The organism is Methylophilaceae bacterium (genome assembly GCA_018398995.1).
Taxonomy (GTDB): domain Bacteria; phylum Pseudomonadota; class Gammaproteobacteria; order Burkholderiales; family Methylophilaceae.
Map to the genome: position 1 here is coordinate 200,627 of CP073759.1, position 16,792 is coordinate 217,418.

A 16,792-nucleotide genomic window follows, 5' to 3' on the forward strand; every position below is an offset into this window, starting at 1 on the left:
AATTAATCAGACAACATCATTAGGGATAGTATGTTTAACTATAGCAATCATGAGATTAAAACCAATTTACTCAGTGGGTTAACAGTTGCTTTGGCCATGGTGCCAGAAGCCATTGCCTTTGCGCTCATTGCGCACGTTTCGCCATTAACAGGGCTGTATGCTGCTTTTATCATTTGTTTAATTACCGCTGTAATGGGTGGGCGTCCTGGTATGATTTCTGGCGCAACAGGTGCACTAGCCGTTGTCATGGTGGCATTGGTTGTGCAACATGGCGTGGAATATTTGTTTGCTACCATTGTATTAATGGGCTTATTTCAAATGCTGTTTGGTATAGCAAAGCTCGGTAAATTTATCCGCATGGTGCCACACCCGGTGATGCTCGGCTTTGTAAACGGTTTGGCCATGGTGATCTTTATTGCACAGTTTGGTCATTTTAAAACCACCTTACCTGATGGCACGACAGAATGGATGGACAATGACGCGCTTGGTGTGATGGCTGTTCTAATCGCAATTACGATGGCCATTATCTACTTACTGCCCAAATTAACTAAAGCGATTCCTTCAACGCTGGCTGCGATTTTGGTTGTTTCAATGAGTGTCATTGCGCTGGGTGTCGACACTAAAACTGTTGGGGATTTGGGCTCAATTGCTGGTGGCTTGCCTAGTTTTCACCTGCCTGAAGTACCTTGGCATTTAGATACGCTGTATATTATTTTGCCTTATTCGCTTATTTTGGCAGCTGTTGGTTTAATTGAAACTTTATTAACGCTCAATTTGATAGACGACATGACCGAAACACGCGGCAAACCAAATCGCGAATCGCTCGCGCAAGGCTTTGCCAATATTGTGACTGGTTTATTTGGCGGTATGGGTGGTTGCGCCATGATTGGTCAAAGTATGATTAACATCAACAACGGTGCACTTAAGCGCTTATCTGGCATCGCCACAGCACTATTTTTGCTGTCTTTTATTCTATTTGCTTCTGAATGGATAGAAATGATTCCGCTAGCTGCGCTCATCGGTGTGATGTTTGTGGTGTCAGAAAAAACGTTTGAATGGGGTAGCTTTCGCTTATTTGGCAAAGTGCCTAAACCCGATATTTTTGTAGGTCTTTTAGTGGCTGTTATTACTGTTTTTGCTGATCTAGCCATTGCCGTTATTGTGGGGGTTATTTTCTCAGCACTCGCCTTTGCATGGGAGCATGCCAAGGAGATTCGTGTCACTGCAACTATTGATGAGACTGGCACTAAAACTTATGTTTTAAATGGCACCTTATTCTTTGCTTCTATATCTGCTTTTCAGGGCTTATTTACCCCAAAAGAAGACCCAAAAAATGTGGTGATAGATTTTAAGAATGCAAAAGTGGTTGACCACTCGGCATTAGAAGCCATTGATGCATTAGCCGCGAAATATGTCGCTGCAGGCAAAATATTACACCTCAAACATCTCAGCCCCGACTGTTTAGAGATTTTAGAAAATGCCAAAGGCATGGTAGAAGTCAATGTATTAGAAGATCCGACTTATCATATCGCAGACAATAAACTAGGTTAATTTTGAACTAGACAGGTTTTGTCCTATCATAAAGCTTATGAGTTTGGAAGATAACACAGATGATGAACTAAGCCTGTTTAAACAAGCAGTTGCCGATGCGCGTCCGATTAAAGTCAATCGCGTCATTCACCCTGTTAAAAAACCAAAACCAATTCCAAGGCAATTTCAACGTGACGAACGCCAAGCGCTTGTCGATTCACTGAGCGATCATTACATTCCGTCGCATGAATTAGAAACAGGCGAAGAATTACTGTATATTCGTGACGGCCACTCCCCCATTATTTTAAGTAAGCTTAGGCGAGGACATTGGGTGATTCAAAAGCATATTGATTTACATGGGCTTATTAGTGATGAAGCGCGCGCTTATGTATCCGAGTTTATCTCCGACTGTAAAAAACGTGGTATCCGTTGCGTGCGCATAGTGCACGGCAAAGGATTGGGCTCTCGTAATAAAGAACCAGTATTAAAAAATAAACTGCGTGGCTGGCTGATGCAAAAAGATGAAGTCATCGCTTACGCGCAAGCAAGACAACAAGATGGTGGAAGTGGCGCGGTGATTGTACTTTTGAAGGCTTAGCATAGAAGTGCTACAAACCTAATAAGCCCAATCCTGCGCGAACATCAATCCGACTGTGATCAACAGCCCAAACTTGGTTAATGAAGCGTGGAATAGGCAGATGGGTGTTAAGCAAATGCATCATCTCGTTTTCTCAGAGGCTGATGCGGCTAATCGTTGATTAAATTGTTGTTGTTCAAATTGCATTTGTTGGATAAACATTGTCTTGTTTTTTGTTAATCGTTGTATCACCAATGCGCCTTCTAGCAAGATTAAAAACCGCTCTGACCACAACTTGGCTTCTGTGCTATCCATACCTACTTCCTGCGCCAACTTTTCCAACGCATATAAAAAAGCATCATAAATCACATTCAGCTGCTGTTGTATCTCTGGCTTGTCCTCACCAATACTTAACACACCGAGCAAGCAATTTTTAGCGCCATCAGCAAAATACTGTTGCAAGTTTTCTATCAATGTCGCGAATCGTGTTTCTGGTAAAACGTTTTTACTGAGTAGTGGCACTATCATTTTTTGCTGAATTTGCGTTTGCATATAACGCACAGCCGTTTTTGCCATCTCTTCTTTTCCTGCAGGAAATCGATGATAAAGACTTGATTTTTTCAGTCCCGTCTGTGCCGACAATAAGACAATTGAAGTACCTTCATAGCCGTACTTTCTAAAGGTTTCAAATATAGCCTGCGTTAATGCATCGTCATTAATAATTGTTTGTACCATTCATTTCTCTCGTTTCACCACTCATTGATAAAAGCCAGCTACCGATTATACCGAACGTTCATTCTAAAGCAGATTGTAACGAACGTTCTGTATAGTCTATTAAAGCAGTTGGATTATATCAATAAGTTGAATTGGTCGCGGTAATGCATAGCACAACAAGAGATCCAGTCTAGAGATGCAACCAGCTAAAAATGCACTTGCTAGCAGCCAAGCAAGTCGCAAGCTACTCCCCTAAAAACCCGCCACTTTGGTGCGCCCAAAAACTAGCATATAAGCCTTTTTTAGCGAGTAATGCTTGATGTGTTCCCTCTTCTACAATTCTGCCTTCATCCAACACAATCAGCCTATCCATTGCGGCAATGGTAGATAAACGATGGGCAATTGCAACCACCGTTTTACCTTGCATTAAATCATACAAGCTCTCTTGAATCACTGCTTCCACTTCGCTATCCAAAGCACTGGTCGCCTCGTCTAATAACAAAATCGGCGCATCTTTCAGCATCACGCGCGCGATGGCAATCCGTTGACGCTGACCACCTGATAGTTTGACGCCACGTTCACCCACATGCGCGTCATAGCCTTGACGGCCTTTGGCGTCACGCAGTTGTAAAATAAAATCGTGCGCTTCGGCACGTTTTGCGGCGGCAATCATTGCCGCCTCAGTAGCATCGGGGCGCCCATATAAAATATTATCGCGCACGCTACGGTGCAATAAAGCCGTATCTTGCGTCACCATACCAATTTTTTCACGAAGACTGTTTTGCGTCACCGCTTGCACGTTTTGACCATCAATCAAAATTTCACCTTGCTGCACTTCGTAAAATCTAAGCAACAAATTAACTGCTGTCGATTTTCCCGCACCAGAACGACCTACCAAACCCACTTTTTCACCTGGCTTGATGTCTAACTGAAAGCGCTCTAACACCTGCTTTTGTTCAGGATAAGCAAAATGAACGTGATGAAACTGCACATGTCCTTGCGTCACTCGTAATGGCTCAGCATCGGCTCTATCCACAATACTATGGCGCATGGCCAGTGTATTGATGCCATCTTGCACAGTGCCGATTTGTTCATACAACGAAGTTAACTCCCACATCACCCAATGGGATATCCCATTTAAGCGCAAACACATCGCCGCTATGGCCGCAATACCACCCACACTCATTTGGCCTTTTGTCCATAGCCATAAACCAAAGCCGCCACTGCTAATAATCAGTAACATGTTTAGTAAATGATTAATGGTTTCGATGCTACTAACCAACCGCATTTGTTGATGCACCGTGCCCAAAAACTCAGTCATGGCACTCTGGGCATAATCGGCTTCTCGGCCTGCATGCGAAAATAATTTAACCGTGCTGATATTGGTATAGGCATCGGTAATGCGCCCTGTCATCAAAGAGCGCGCATCGGCTTGTTGCTGAGAGACTTTGCTTAACTTAGGCACAAAGTAATATAGAGCACTTGCATATAGCATTAGCCAGCTTAAAAAAGGAATCATAATCAGTGGATTAAAGTTGCCAACAATAGCAACCATGGTGGCAAAGTAGATACTCACAAACACCATAATTTCAGAAACGATAAACCAAACATCACGCACCGCCAGCGCGGTTTGCATCACTTTTGCTGATACACGCCCAGCAAACTCATCTTGATAAAAACTCATGCTTTGATGCAGCATTAAACGATGAAAATTCCAGCGCATACGCATCGGAAAATTACCAGCTAGTGATTGATGTTTAAGCAAGGTTTGCAAACCAAGCAAAAGGGTACTGGCAAGCAAAATGATCGCTAAAATGAAGAGCGTCTGCTTTTCGAGCTGCCAAAATAAAGCGGGTGGCGTATCGCCTAGCCAATCAACCACTTTACCCATCATTGCAAACAGCAATGCTTCAAATACGCCAAGCAGAGCGGTCAATATTGTCATTACAATCAGATAAGGACGCATGCCTGCTGTGCAGCTCCAAACAAACGTCCAAAAACGCCTAGGTGGCGGCTGAATAGCATCTTTGGGAAAAGGATTAACGCGTTGTTCGAACCAAGAGAACATAAAAATCTAACGCTTTACAATCAGACAAACCGCTTCTGCAGCAATACCTTCGCCGCGACCCGTAAAGCCAAGCTTTTCAGTCGTTGTGGCTTTAATATTCACTTGATCGATCGCAATGCCGCAATCTTTCGCAATATTCGCGCACATTTGCGCTGTATATGGGCTAAGCTTTGGTGCTTCGCAAATCACAGTCGCATCAATATTACTCACCACATATGATTGCGCTGCAAGCAAACCAATCACCTCTTGTAGCAATGTACGTGAATCTATCCCTTTATATCGACTATCGGTTGGTGGAAAGTGTTTACCAATGTCGCCCAGTGCTGCCGCACCCAACAACGCATCACAAATCGCATGCAACAACACATCTGCATCAGAATGCCCATCCAAGCCCTTATCATGCGCGATGGTAACACCGCCAATAATACAAGCACGCCCTTCTACTAGCCTGTGCACATCAAAACCATGTCCAACTCGCATTTAAACCTTTCTCTCAGATTGCTCTACAATCATCTCTAATAGCGCCAAATCTTCAGGATACGTCACTTTCAGATTTCGCCATTCGCCGTGTATCAATTGAGGGCTTAATCCCAATGCCTCTATCGCCTCTGCTTCGTCTGTTGGCAAACCATCATATTCACTCAATGCTTGTTTAAGCCTTGCATATCGAAACATTTGTGGCGTTTGCGCCTGCCATAAATTTTGTCTAGAAATGGTTTGATTCACCATATTCATTTCGTTCGATTTTTTAATCGTATCCGCAACAGGCAATGCCAATAAACCACCCACTTGATCTGTTGCTAGCGTGCTTAACAAACGATTCAGCGCATCATGACTCAATCCGGGTCGTGCAGCATCATGCACCAACACCCAATCATCAGCATCAATCTGTATCGCATTTAAGGTATTTAACACCGTCTCTGCCCGACTCTCTCCACCTGTGTAATGGATATGCAGCCGTGGCGCTGGCTCGATCGATAAGCTTTGCCAAATTTTATCTTCAGGACTCAGTGCAAGGTGAATTGCCGCAATGCTTGGATGATTAAGAAAAGTTTGAATAATGTGAGCAATAATCGGCTTACCCGCAAGCGGCAAATATTGCTTAGGCAATACGTTCAGCATACGCGTACCAACACCAGCCGCCGGAATAATGACATGAAATAAATGCATACAATCAGTTTAACATGTTGCGCTAAAGTAAATTTGTAATTGTAAACTGAATAGGATAACGCCTGCTAATCTTCCATTTATTGCAATACAAAAGCCATGATAATGATGATCTGAGAAAACTAAATAAGTAGTCAAAAACAGAAAAAATGCCGCAAGCGCAACTACCAATCATTCTAGACAAACTCATTTCACTTACCAGTGAAAGGGAATCTTACGCGCTAGAATCAGCATTGGAGAAAACATTACGCGCAATTGCTAACATCAGCAACACAGTCGTATACAGCGCTGGCGATATCATCAGAGCAAAACACAATCATATAAACAGCAAGCAACATTTCAGCGATTGTGGAGCAACGCCAATCGACATTGTAGATAGATTGTTTCATTGCCTAGAAACAGCCAAAGTGGCTAGTATTCTGTTGGACGAGAATAAAAAGCTGACGCTGTTTCCCTTATTGTGCTCAAAACAGAACCCCATCGCAGTCATTAAAGTAGAAGAAACGATAGAGCCGCCACACGATGACTTAACCGTAAAAATACTATCCATCTATCATAATTTTCTATCATTGATGCATGATAATGAGCGCGATACATTAACTGGCCTACTCAACAGAAAAACCTTTGATTCTAAAATTAATATCATCACCTCAGATATACAAAGCACTAGCCCCAATCAAGATAACAGCAACTTTACCTATTTAGCTATTTTTGATCTAGACCACTTCAAACGCATCAATGATATGTACGGACACCTCATTGGAGATGAAGTCTTATTACTGTTTTCACAACAAATGGAAAAAAACTTTAGAGATAAAGACCTATTATTTAGATTTGGTGGCGAAGAGTTTGTTGGCATATTTCAATGCCCGCATGATGACACCATGCTGCATATAATAGATCGATTCAGAACAAGCATTGCTGATTTTCAGTTTCCGCAAGTAGGTAAAGTCACGATTAGTTGTGGCTTTACAAAAATCCACCCCTTTGACCTCTCCTCCCAAATGATCGATCGCGCAGATACTGCCCTATATCATGCAAAAAAACATGGCAGAAACGCTGTTTATCAACATGAGCAACTCGTTGCACTAGGGCTACTAGCAGCACCCCACACCAACAGCGGTGATATCGAGCTATTTTAATCAATACCCACTCAAGCGCCACCAAAATATCAACATAATGTATTAACTTGTTACAAATTGGTTACAAATTGGTTGTAATAAACCATTATTTCATAAAAATGGTTTATTTTAACCAAACATGTATCATTAGCTGATCCAGCTATTTTTAGTTTTATCAAATAAAACAGTAGCTTATTAAACAATACATTAACTGGCACAAAGCTTGCATTAAAGAGGGTTCCATAATTATTAAAGTAATAAAGGGAAATGAAACATGGGGAAACCATCAAAAAAAGTAATAGCTAGCGCCATTGCGCTTGCATTAAGCAGCAATGCTTATCATGCCATTGCTGAGGAAGCACAAGGCGAAACAATTGAAGCCGTCGTCGTTCAAGGCATTTTGCCTGATCGTTTAGAATCAGTACCAGGTTCGTTTAGTGTGATTGACGAAAAAGAATTAGATGAGCGTCGTCCATTTTCAATTCAGGAGGCATTAAATGCAACACCTGGCATTCATTTTGTGGGTGAAAACTCATTTGGTTTGGGTGTAAATATTGGTATACGCGGCTTAAATCCTCGTAGAACCTCTCGAACATTATTATTAGAAGATGGTATGCCGTTGCAATTAGGTCCCTATGGTGATCCTTCAGCGCATTTTACAACTCCACTTGAAAGAGTGCAGCGTATTGAGGTGGTAAAAGGTTCAGGTCAAATTTTATACGGACCTCAAACCGTGGGTGGTATGATCAACTTCGTCACCAAGCCAGTACCTACTGATGGTATTGCCGGCAGTGTATCGGCTATGGCAGGCAATAACGACTTCACTGGCTTACATGCCAATATCGGCATGGGTGGGGAACGTGGTGGCGTAATGATTGACGCAACTCAGAAAAAAGGTGATGGCATTCGTGATAACCATGACTTTGATATGCAAGATGTAATGATTAAAGGACAGCTCAACATTTCTGAACGTCAAACTTTAATGGCTAAAATTGGATATTATGAAGAAGACTCTAATGTCTCTGAAACAGGCTTAGGCGCAGTAGAGTATGCTGAAGATAAATTTCAGGCACCCACAGGGAACAACGATAACTTTAAATACAGACGAACATCTTTGCAGCTTCAACATGTATTTGATTTCAGTGATACTACCAAGCTAACAACAAATGCTTATTATGTAGATGCATTACGATCATCATTTAGACAAATAAATGATCCGGGTGGTTTAGGCGGTCGTTCAGTAATGGATCGCTGTACTGGCTTAGGTGTCGCTACCGAAGCAAATGCAGATCAGTGTGGTGGTCGTCACCGTCCGCGTAGTTATGATTACTTTGGCATCGAACCACGTCTAGACTTTAGTCACAATTTGTTTGGTATTCAAAGTGACGCTGTTGTAGGGTTTAGATATCATGAAGAAGGTAATAAACGCAGACAATTTCGTGACGGAGATCCACGCGCAAAAAGTCTAAACTGGGCAAAAGCAAATGGTTCTTTTAGAGAAGATATTCGTATTGATATTGAAGCAAAGTCATACTATGCGCAAAATACTTTTTATTTAAATGACTGGACTGTTACACCAGGTCTACGTGTTGAGGATGTTAAAAGAACAATTAATGTCTTACAGGCTGAAGGTGACCCACAAGGATTTAGAAAAACAAATAACCAAACCATATGGTTGCCAGGATTAGGTGCCACATGGAACGGCATTGCAAATACTACCGTATTTGCTGGTATTCATCGTGGATTTGCACCTCCACGCCCTTCTAGAGATATCGATTTTGACACTTTAACAGGACCTGATGCAATTGGCGAAGTAGATGCTGAGGAAAGTACCAATATGGAATTAGGTATACGCTCAAACTACTTTAATGGCGTAGCTTTTGAAGCAACTTTGTTTAATATTGACTTTGACGAGCTTGTTATTCAAGAGACAGCTGGCCGATTTGTAAACGCTGGCGAATCAAAACATACAGGTATTGAGCTGGCAGCTCGAATTGATTTCGGTAAAATTTACAATACTGTACATAATTTTTACCTTCAAGGATCATATACAAACTTGTTTACAGCCAAATTCAATAAAAACACAGATCAAACAACTAGTGGCAATCGTTTACCTTATGCCCCGCGTGATCTAGCCTCATTAAGTTTTGGTTATCAACATCCAGTTGGCTTAGACGCTCGTATTGGTGTGGATTATGTAAGTCAACAGTTCGTGGATGCTGCCAATACGCGCGTTGAAACTTTAGATGGGCAACAAGGTACTATACCTTCTTATACTTTGCTAAACGCTACTGTGAACTATAAACCAGTGGGATCTTCTACAAGCTACTTCTTAAGTGCATACAACTTAGCTGACAAAGAGTTCTTAATTAGTCGTGTTGATGGTAAAGTCGCTGGCCGTCCAAGACAGGTATTTGGTGGTGTAAGATACGATTTCTAATCGTCACTTTACTTACAAAGATACTAAGTAATAAACAATTAAGGGGCTTTTAGCCCCTTAATTGTTTTATAGCTTATCAAGTGATCGTTGACTCATTTCATGAATGCAACAATATAAAGATTGCATTCATCTTGCATTAAAAAAATGATTAATCAATCTACCATCAATCTACCGTAGTCGAGCTAATTTTATGAATACTCAAATCAGCGCCATCAAATTCTTCTTCTGCATTTAAACGGATGCCCACCCACTTTTTCAGCACACGATAAATAATAAAGCTGCCTGTGATGGCAATTAAAATGGCGAGACTGGTGCCGATCAATTGCGATATAAAGCTGACGCCACCCATACCGCCTAATGCTTGACTACCAAAGATACCTGCTGCCAAGCCACCCCAAGCACCGCATAAGCCATGCAACGGCCATACACCCAACACATCGTCAATTTTTAAGCGGTTTTGTGTCAGGGTAAACGCCCATACAAATATGGCACCTGCAACAATGCCTGTTGCTAACGCGCCTAATGGATGCATCACGTCAGAGCCAGCACAGACGGCCACCAAGCCTGCTAGCGGGCCATTATGTACAAAACCTGGGTCATTTTTACCTAGCACTACCGCAGCTAATGTGCCGCCAACCAGCGCCATTAAGGAGTTAACGGCCACCAAGCCAGAAATGCCTTGGATTGATTGCGCCGACATGACATTAAAACCAAACCAACCCACCGTGAGTATCCATGCGCCTAAAGCCAAAAATGGGATGCTGGATGGCGGATGCGCATAGAGTTGACCATCTTTACCATAACGCCCGGCACGCGCGCCTAATAAGATCACTGCTATTAAGCCTATCCATCCACCCATGGCATGTACAACCACTGAACCTGCAAAATCATGAAAGGCAAAGCCAAATTGTTGTGTTAAAAAGTCTTGGATACCGTAATGCCCATTCCAAGCAATGCCTTCAAAAAAGGGGTAAACAAAACCCACCAATAGAAAAGTTGCCGCAATTTGTGGGTTAAATTTTGCACGCTCGGCAATACCGCCAGAAACAATGGCAGGAATAGCCGCCGCAAAGGTTAATAGAAAAAAGAATTTGACTAGGGCATAACCACTTTTGGCGGCCAAGTCTTCTGCACCACTCAAAAAATTGACCCCATAAGCAATGCTGTAACCAATAAAAAAATAAGCAATGGTCGATATAGAAAAATCGACCATGATTTTAACTAAAGCATTCACTTGGTTTTTATGACGGACTGTGCCCAGCTCTAAAAAGGCAAAACCTGAATGCATAGCCAACACCATAATGGCGCCCAATAACACAAACAAGGTGTCGTTTGCAGCTATTAATTGTTCCATTTACTCCCCCTGTAGGATTATTCTGATTGTTTAGTGCCATCAATTCGATAAGAGAAGTAAGAGTAGCTACTAAAAAATCCACTGTTTTAAAGATTTTATGTTTTTTTATTATACTAAAACTGCCCATCATGCAGTAATAGATTGATCACCCAATCAAACCGAATAACTTTCTTATGCAAACGCTTTGTTTTTAAGCAATTTCATATACACTTTCAATGATGATTGATAGAAAAATACATTATGTTTGAAATTGCATTATTAATGATTCTTTTGCTGATTGGTTGGTTTTGGTCTGACACGATTGCCAAGCGAGAAATCGCCATTTATGTTGGAAGAGAGCTAGCCAGCCGCTGGCATTTACAGCTTCTAGATGAGACGGTTTCTTGCAAAAAAATCAGCTTTGCTCGCAATAGTCGCGGTCATGTACAACTGGTGCGATTGTATGAGTTTGAAGTGAGCGCGGATGGCTTAACTCGCCTGTCTTGCAATTTACAGCTGCTTGGTAAGCAACTACAACATTGGGATATTCCGCCTTATTTACAGCCCATTCACTAATAAATTAGCAATGCTATATATTGGTCGTTTCGCTCCCTCCCCCACAGGTCCTTTGCATTTTGGATCGCTGGTTGCTGCAGTGGCCAGCTATTGCGATGCGAAAGCGCATAAAGGTAAATGGCTATTAAGAATAGAAGACATTGATACACCGCGTGTGCAGCCTGGCGCAACCGACAGCATTATCAATACCTTAGCAGCGTTTGGCTTGAAGTGGGATGGCGACATCATGTATCAAAGTCAGCGCAATAAAGCATATTTAGAAGCTTTTAATCGCCTCAACCATCAGCAATTGCTTTATCCATGCACCTGCACACGTAAAGAAATTGCAGATTCATCCACAGTAATGGGTATTGAAGGCATTGTTTACCCAGGCACATGTTTGCATCACGCAATCAAGCAAAACCACCCTATTGCATGGCGGGTTAAAACCGAAGATAAACCGATGTGTTTTTATGATGCTATTCAGGGCAATATTACACAAAACTTACAATCCGATATTGGTGATTTTGTATTAAAACGGGCAGATGGCATATTCACCTATCAACTAGCCGTTGTGGTGGATGATGCAGAGCAAGGCATCACCCATGTTGTGCGCGGCAGCGATTTGCTCAACTCAACAACGCGACAAATTTTTTTACAGCAATTGCTTGGGTTTGACACGCCGCATTATGTCCATATTCCAGTGGTAACAAATGCACAAGGTGAAAAACTCAGCAAACAAACACTGGCTACTGCACTGTCATTAACCAACATACAACAGCAACTCTATGATGCGTTTTGTTTTATTGGGCTAGCGCCCCCAACAACCATAAAAAACGCCACACCTAAAGAGATGTGGCGTTGGGCAATTGCACATTGGACAGCTTCTAATCTAAACAATGATTAATGCTTTCATTAGCTAGAATTTATAAGAGGCACCAACTTCCACATTACGCTCTATCCCAGGGAAAATACCGTCTGGGTTACGACTTGCAATATACTTTCTATCAGTAAGATTACGCACAGCGCCAAACAAAGACCAGTGTGTATCTACATCATAAAAAGCATTCAAATTAAAGGTTGTATAACTTGGAATTTCACCTAAACGACCATCCACACTTTGCAATCGCGTATTAGCGGCATCAACAAATTGTTCTGACACGTGATACGCACCGATACTTGCTCTCAATTTACCAAGCTTGTAATTCAAATTAATATTACTGGTAAATTTTGGTGAGTATGGTATGCGATTACCATCTGGACCAAGGTTATTATTGGTAAACTCTGCAACTGGAATATAAGTAGCATTACCATCAATGCTCCAGCCACTATCAAACGCATAGCCTAGACCTAATTCCAATCCTTGATTAAGGGTTTTACCTCCATTGGCTAATGTCACACCTGCAGACAATGCCTGATTAACTATCTGGTTATCAAAATCCATATGAAAAACAGTTGCTTCATAAGTTAAACCACCAGTGTTACCACGAATACCAAGCTCATAATTAGTAGAACGTTCTGCATCTAATTGTTGATCAACACCTGCCCCAGAGATGGCACTTGCTACCATTGCAGGTGAGAAACCTTTGAAAGCGCCTGCAAAGACTTGTGCTTCAGGAATGACCTGCCATGTGGCGCCGACGCCCGGTAAAAGCTCTGTATTTTTAGCAGTTCCAGATACGTTGGTTAGCTCATTTTTACGTTTTTGATCATAAGATTCAACACGTAGACCTGGTGTAATTGCTACTTTATCAGTTAATACAAATCTGTTTTGAGCATACAAAGCAACACCCTCAGCTGTCTGCGTTTCGTCACCAGTTAATTCACCTGACCTTGCTTCTGGATTGGTTCTCGACCGAACGGTTTTATTGCTTAGCGTATCACGATGCACACGTATGCCAATCTCGGATTCATTTTCGATACCAAATGTGTCATGATTGATGAATAAACGGGAATCTAAACCAAACATTTCAAATTCACGGTTACGGCCAGACATGCAGAAGCTACCTACTCCACAAGCAACAAAAGTGGTGCCATCTGCTGTTCTAGTTGCAACGTCACGACGCCAAAAGTCGCGCGTTAAATTACTCCAATAAACTAAGGTATTTAATTTTACATTATCATTAAATTCTAATTCGTGATTGATATCAAATGATTTGCGATCGGTAATAAAGTAATCATTTGGTGCAGGATTTTTTGTTGGATTATTCTTAAACTCATTTGGTCTTAAACCAACATATGAAGTATTAATTTCATTGTCATAATAGGTAAACTTAGCACTTAGCCACTGGTTTTCACCAATTTGCAAGCCACCTTTTGCAACAATATCGGTTAAATCAAAACCATTATTTCTAAAGCCATCACCACGAGAAGTAATGGCACTAATACCACCAACAGCTTCTCCTGATGGCGAAGCACCACCAGCGTCAACACCAAATAATCTAAAGTTGTTGCTACCAATACGACTAGTCAATTTAACGCCATCTTCTGGCGCTTTAGTTTTGTAATTAATGACCCCGCCGATCGTGGTTGGACCATAACGCAAGCCTGCTGCTCCTTTAAGTACTTCGATACTTTGCATCCGTTCAATACGTGGGTTGTAGTAAGACTCATTCGCTAAAAATAAGCCTGGAGCAATTGGTACGCCATCTTCTAAGACCAATAGTTTTTGACTTCGATTTGGATTTAGTCCGCGTAACCCTATATTAGGGATAAACCCATATCCCTCCTCCTCTCGCACTACTACGCCAGGAACAGATTTTAGTGCATCCTGCGTTGATAGCGGCTGCATAACTTCTAATTTTTCTTTTTTAATGACAGTAACAGAGCCTGGCACTTTAGCAAGCGCATCCACTGCCTCCCCGATAATGTCGATTGTTGGCAAAACAATTTTTTTTGCGTCATCAGCAACTGCCATTTGATGCGTAGCTAACATCACAAATAACACTAAAGGTTTTACATACATTTTATTATTCATATCCATCCCAGATAGTCTAATTAAAAGAAATTCTATTATTGCATTAATTTTGTAAATGCTATTCTAGATGATAATCATTATCATTACAACAATTAATTACATCAAACTTAAATGTAATTGATGGTGTTAAAATACGCACATGCAAACACCAAAAGACCAACTCCATCACTTTCTTTTTGACAACACGCCTATTCGTGGCAATCTTGTTCATTTAGACGCTACTTATACAGCTGCGCTGGCGCATCAGCACCTACCACTGGTAATTAAAAAAGCATTGGGTGAATTAATGGCCGCAAGCGCACTACTGACGGCTACATTAAAAATGGATGGCGCTATGATTTTGCAAATTCAGACCAAAGGAAAGTTGAAACTATTGGTGGTTGAATGTAGCTCAGATTTGACCATGCGGGCCACGGCAAAGTGGTCAGGTGATATTGCAGATGATGCAGATTTTTTAGATCTGATAAAACAAGGTCACTGCATCATTACACTAGACACAAAACATAGCGAGCCTTATCAAGGCATTGTGCCAATCGAGGGCAACACGATTGCCGAAATGCTAGAAGGCTATATGCGTCGTTCACAACAGATAGATACTAGATTATGGTTAAGCTGTAATGGTGATATTGCCACTGGCTTGTTAGTGCAAAAATTACCAGAGCAAGAAGGAATTGATCCCGATGCATGGCAGCGTATAACGATGCTAGCCGATACAGTTACACCGCAAGAGCTAGAAACCGAATCCGCCGAGCGCATTCTAACAAACTTATTTTATGAGGAAGATGTGCGTTTATTTGAAGCAAAACCAACGCGATTTTTTTGCCATTGCACCCGCGAAAACGTTGGCAAAATGCTACAAATGTTAGGTAGAGAAGAAATAGAATCTATTCTATCTGAACAAGAGAAAATTGAGATCCATTGCGATTTTTGCAATAAACAATATTTGTTTGATGCAGTAGATGCCGCAACCTTATTTACCGAAGGCGATGTGATTAAAGCCAGTAAAGCAATCCATTAATCATCACTTAATGTTTTATTGCTGATATCAACTGACATCTGACTACCGCAAACCGCCCTTCCATAGCGTCACACGCATTATCGCGAAGCTTTTATTACGAACCAGTCATTGCGAACTCGTGATTGCGAACCTGTCATTACGAACTCGTCATTGCTCACGCAGTGAAGCAATCCAGTATGCGTAAAATAGAACGATTGTTTGGACTGCCGCGCTACGCTCGCAGTGACGAATAAGGGGATAAGTTGGTAGGCTAGGCTGGCAGTGACGAATAAGAGAATGGACTAGCAGACTAGGTTTGCGGTGATGGTGAAGTTGAGTGGGCAGCTAGACCTCTTTTCTAGCGTGGGTGATTACGTGTGCTGATCGATCTGTCGCTTGCGCTCAAATAAGCAAATTGCAGCCGCTGCAGCCGCATTTAATGATTCAAGTTTTGCGTGCATAGGGATGCTTATCTGATGTGTTGCGGTATTGAGTACATCGCGGCTTAACCCGGCGCCTTCATTCCCAATCACAAAAGCCGTTGGCAGCGTTAAATCTTGCTGATAAATGCTGTCGCCAGCTAAAGTTGTTGCATAGGTGTTTCCACTAAAATCTATTAGAGCTTGTTTCATGTCTACACCTTCAACAATCGGCAAATAAAACTGCGCGCTTTGACCGCCGCGCAGGCATTTTGGTGACCAAGCGTCGGTACAGCCTTTTGATAAGTACACAGCATGCACCCCCGCGCCCAAGGCACTTCTTAACATGCTGCCCAAATTGCCAGGGTCTTGAATATCTTCTAGCATTAAGGCAAAACTTACTGTTTCTGGCAGTGGCACTTTTGGCGTTGTAACCAGTGCCAAAATACCTGTACTATTGACCACTGGCGTGAGCGCTGCAAACAACAAGGTTGGCAACATGATGGTGTTCACATCGGCCAATTGTTGTATTAAATTGGTTGCTTCTTGCGCACTTTGACCTTCTGGAATAATCAACATCTCAGGCTCGCCAAACGCTTGCAAATAGCCTGCAATCAAATGCACACCATCGAGCAGCGTTTTACCTTCTTTAATGCGCTCACGCTTATTATCTGCCAACTTTTTTAGCTGCTTAAAAATAACATTATCGTGAGAAGTGATGTGTTTAAAAGACATAAGATAAAATTATTGTAATCATCAATCTGCAACATTCTAACTGATGGATGCACTGAAATTGATTATTTAGCACATTTCTTGCGTTTATGCAGCCGCAATAGCTTTACAATATCGCTATTGTTTTTGAAAAAGTTGCCGTGTTATTAAGATAATGGATGA

The 16,792-nt window shown here is 41.8% G+C and carries 14 protein-coding genes; 7 read left to right on the forward strand and 7 right to left on the reverse strand.

Features of this window, described 5'->3' with window-relative positions; translation table 11 throughout:
• Positions 1-30 precede the first annotated feature (30 nt).
• Entirely contained in the window at positions 31-1,551 is a 1,521-nt protein-coding gene (locus KFB94_01010; GenBank protein ID QVL45739.1) for a SulP family inorganic anion transporter, read from the forward strand.
• 37 nt (positions 1,552-1,588) lie between these two features.
• Positions 1,589-2,128, forward strand: a complete 540-nt coding sequence (locus KFB94_01015; GenBank protein QVL45740.1) for a Smr/MutS family protein — start codon at positions 1,589-1,591, stop codon at positions 2,126-2,128.
• A 120-nt stretch (positions 2,129-2,248) separates the two neighbouring features.
• On the opposite strand, the gene KFB94_01020 is transcribed toward KFB94_01015, so the two are convergent.
• From KFB94_01020 to KFB94_01035, 4 genes are all read right to left on the reverse strand, one after another.
• Positions 2,249-2,842 carry a TetR/AcrR family transcriptional regulator gene (locus tag KFB94_01020; protein ID QVL45741.1) on the reverse strand — a complete coding sequence of 198 codons (594 nt, stop codon included), beginning with the start codon at positions 2,840-2,842 and terminating at the stop codon, positions 2,249-2,251.
• Positions 2,843-3,065: 223 nt separating this feature from the next.
• Positions 3,066-4,889 (reverse strand): ABC transporter ATP-binding protein, encoded by a 1,824-nt coding sequence (locus KFB94_01025; GenBank protein QVL45742.1) that lies wholly within the window; start codon positions 4,887-4,889, stop codon positions 3,066-3,068.
• 6 nt (positions 4,890-4,895) lie between these two features.
• Positions 4,896-5,369, reverse strand: coding sequence for a 2-C-methyl-D-erythritol 2,4-cyclodiphosphate synthase (locus KFB94_01030; protein ID QVL45743.1), 474 nt, complete (start codon positions 5,367-5,369; stop codon positions 4,896-4,898).
• Entirely contained in the window at positions 5,370-6,059 is a 690-nt protein-coding gene (locus tag KFB94_01035) for a 2-C-methyl-D-erythritol 4-phosphate cytidylyltransferase (protein QVL45744.1), read from the reverse strand. It lies immediately after the preceding gene.
• A 146-nt stretch (positions 6,060-6,205) separates the two neighbouring features.
• Here KFB94_01035 and KFB94_01040 point away from each other — a divergent pair, with 146 nt between their 5' ends.
• Together KFB94_01040 and KFB94_01045 are read left to right on the forward strand one after the other, a co-directional pair.
• On the forward strand, positions 6,206-7,198 hold the full coding sequence (locus KFB94_01040; protein QVL45745.1) for a GGDEF domain-containing protein: 993 nt from the start codon (positions 6,206-6,208) through the stop codon (positions 7,196-7,198).
• Positions 7,199-7,451: 253 nt separating this feature from the next.
• A complete protein-coding gene (locus KFB94_01045; GenBank protein ID QVL45746.1) occupies positions 7,452-9,617 on the forward strand; it encodes a TonB-dependent receptor in 2,166 nt (721 codons plus the stop codon).
• A gap of 163 nt (positions 9,618-9,780) precedes the next feature.
• Here KFB94_01045 and KFB94_01050 read toward each other — a convergent pair whose 3' ends face one another.
• Positions 9,781-10,971 carry an ammonium transporter gene (locus KFB94_01050; GenBank protein ID QVL45747.1) on the reverse strand — a complete coding sequence of 397 codons (1,191 nt, stop codon included), beginning with the start codon at positions 10,969-10,971 and terminating at the stop codon, positions 9,781-9,783.
• A 240-nt stretch (positions 10,972-11,211) separates the two neighbouring features.
• On the opposite strand from KFB94_01050, the gene KFB94_01055 reads away from it, so the two are divergent.
• Positions 11,212-11,526 (forward strand): DUF3301 domain-containing protein, encoded by a 315-nt coding sequence (locus tag KFB94_01055; protein QVL45748.1) that lies wholly within the window; start codon positions 11,212-11,214, stop codon positions 11,524-11,526.
• Positions 11,527-11,536: 10 nt separating this feature from the next.
• Positions 11,537-12,412 carry a tRNA glutamyl-Q(34) synthetase GluQRS gene (gene gluQRS / locus KFB94_01060; GenBank protein QVL45749.1) on the forward strand — a complete coding sequence of 292 codons (876 nt, stop codon included), beginning with the start codon at positions 11,537-11,539 and terminating at the stop codon, positions 12,410-12,412.
• A gap of 12 nt (positions 12,413-12,424) precedes the next feature.
• On the opposite strand, the gene KFB94_01065 is transcribed toward gluQRS, so the two are convergent.
• On the reverse strand, positions 12,425-14,482 hold the full coding sequence (locus tag KFB94_01065; GenBank protein ID QVL45750.1) for a TonB-dependent siderophore receptor: 2,058 nt from the start codon (positions 14,480-14,482) through the stop codon (positions 12,425-12,427).
• A 139-nt stretch (positions 14,483-14,621) separates the two neighbouring features.
• Here KFB94_01065 and hslO point away from each other — a divergent pair, with 139 nt between their 5' ends.
• Complete coding sequence (gene hslO / locus KFB94_01070) at positions 14,622-15,500, forward strand: Hsp33 family molecular chaperone HslO (protein ID QVL45751.1); 879 nt, start codon at positions 14,622-14,624, stop codon at positions 15,498-15,500.
• 350 nt (positions 15,501-15,850) lie between these two features.
• On the opposite strand, the gene KFB94_01075 is transcribed toward hslO, so the two are convergent.
• Positions 15,851-16,633 (reverse strand): RNA methyltransferase, encoded by a 783-nt coding sequence (locus tag KFB94_01075; protein ID QVL45752.1) that lies wholly within the window; start codon positions 16,631-16,633, stop codon positions 15,851-15,853.
• Positions 16,634-16,792: the final 159 nt, after the last annotated feature.

Excerpts from the sequence above, each read along its gene's own strand:
- KFB94_01010 (QVL45739.1), top strand. The coding sequence starts at position 31 with ATGTTTAACTATAGCAATCATGAGATTAAAACCAATTTACTCAGTGGG.
- KFB94_01015 (QVL45740.1), top strand. The coding sequence starts at position 1,589 with ATGAGTTTGGAAGATAACACAGATGATGAACTAAGCCTGTTTAAACAA.
- KFB94_01020 (QVL45741.1), bottom strand. The coding sequence starts at position 2,842 with ATGGTACAAACAATTATTAATGACGATGCATTAACGCAGGCTATATTT.
- KFB94_01025 (QVL45742.1), bottom strand. The coding sequence starts at position 4,889 with ATGTTCTCTTGGTTCGAACAACGCGTTAATCCTTTTCCCAAAGATGCT.
- KFB94_01030 (QVL45743.1), bottom strand. The coding sequence starts at position 5,369 with ATGCGAGTTGGACATGGTTTTGATGTGCACAGGCTAGTAGAAGGGCGT.
- KFB94_01035 (QVL45744.1), bottom strand. The coding sequence starts at position 6,059 with ATGCATTTATTTCATGTCATTATTCCGGCGGCTGGTGTTGGTACGCGT.
- KFB94_01040 (QVL45745.1), top strand. The coding sequence starts at position 6,206 with ATGCCGCAAGCGCAACTACCAATCATTCTAGACAAACTCATTTCACTT.
- KFB94_01045 (QVL45746.1), top strand. The coding sequence starts at position 7,452 with ATGGGGAAACCATCAAAAAAAGTAATAGCTAGCGCCATTGCGCTTGCA.
- KFB94_01050 (QVL45747.1), bottom strand. The coding sequence starts at position 10,971 with ATGGAACAATTAATAGCTGCAAACGACACCTTGTTTGTGTTATTGGGC.
- KFB94_01055 (QVL45748.1), top strand. The coding sequence starts at position 11,212 with ATGTTTGAAATTGCATTATTAATGATTCTTTTGCTGATTGGTTGGTTT.
- gluQRS (QVL45749.1), top strand. The coding sequence starts at position 11,537 with ATGCTATATATTGGTCGTTTCGCTCCCTCCCCCACAGGTCCTTTGCAT.
- KFB94_01065 (QVL45750.1), bottom strand. The coding sequence starts at position 14,482 with ATGAATAATAAAATGTATGTAAAACCTTTAGTGTTATTTGTGATGTTA.
- hslO (QVL45751.1), top strand. The coding sequence starts at position 14,622 with ATGCAAACACCAAAAGACCAACTCCATCACTTTCTTTTTGACAACACG.
- KFB94_01075 (QVL45752.1), bottom strand. The coding sequence starts at position 16,633 with ATGTCTTTTAAACACATCACTTCTCACGATAATGTTATTTTTAAGCAG.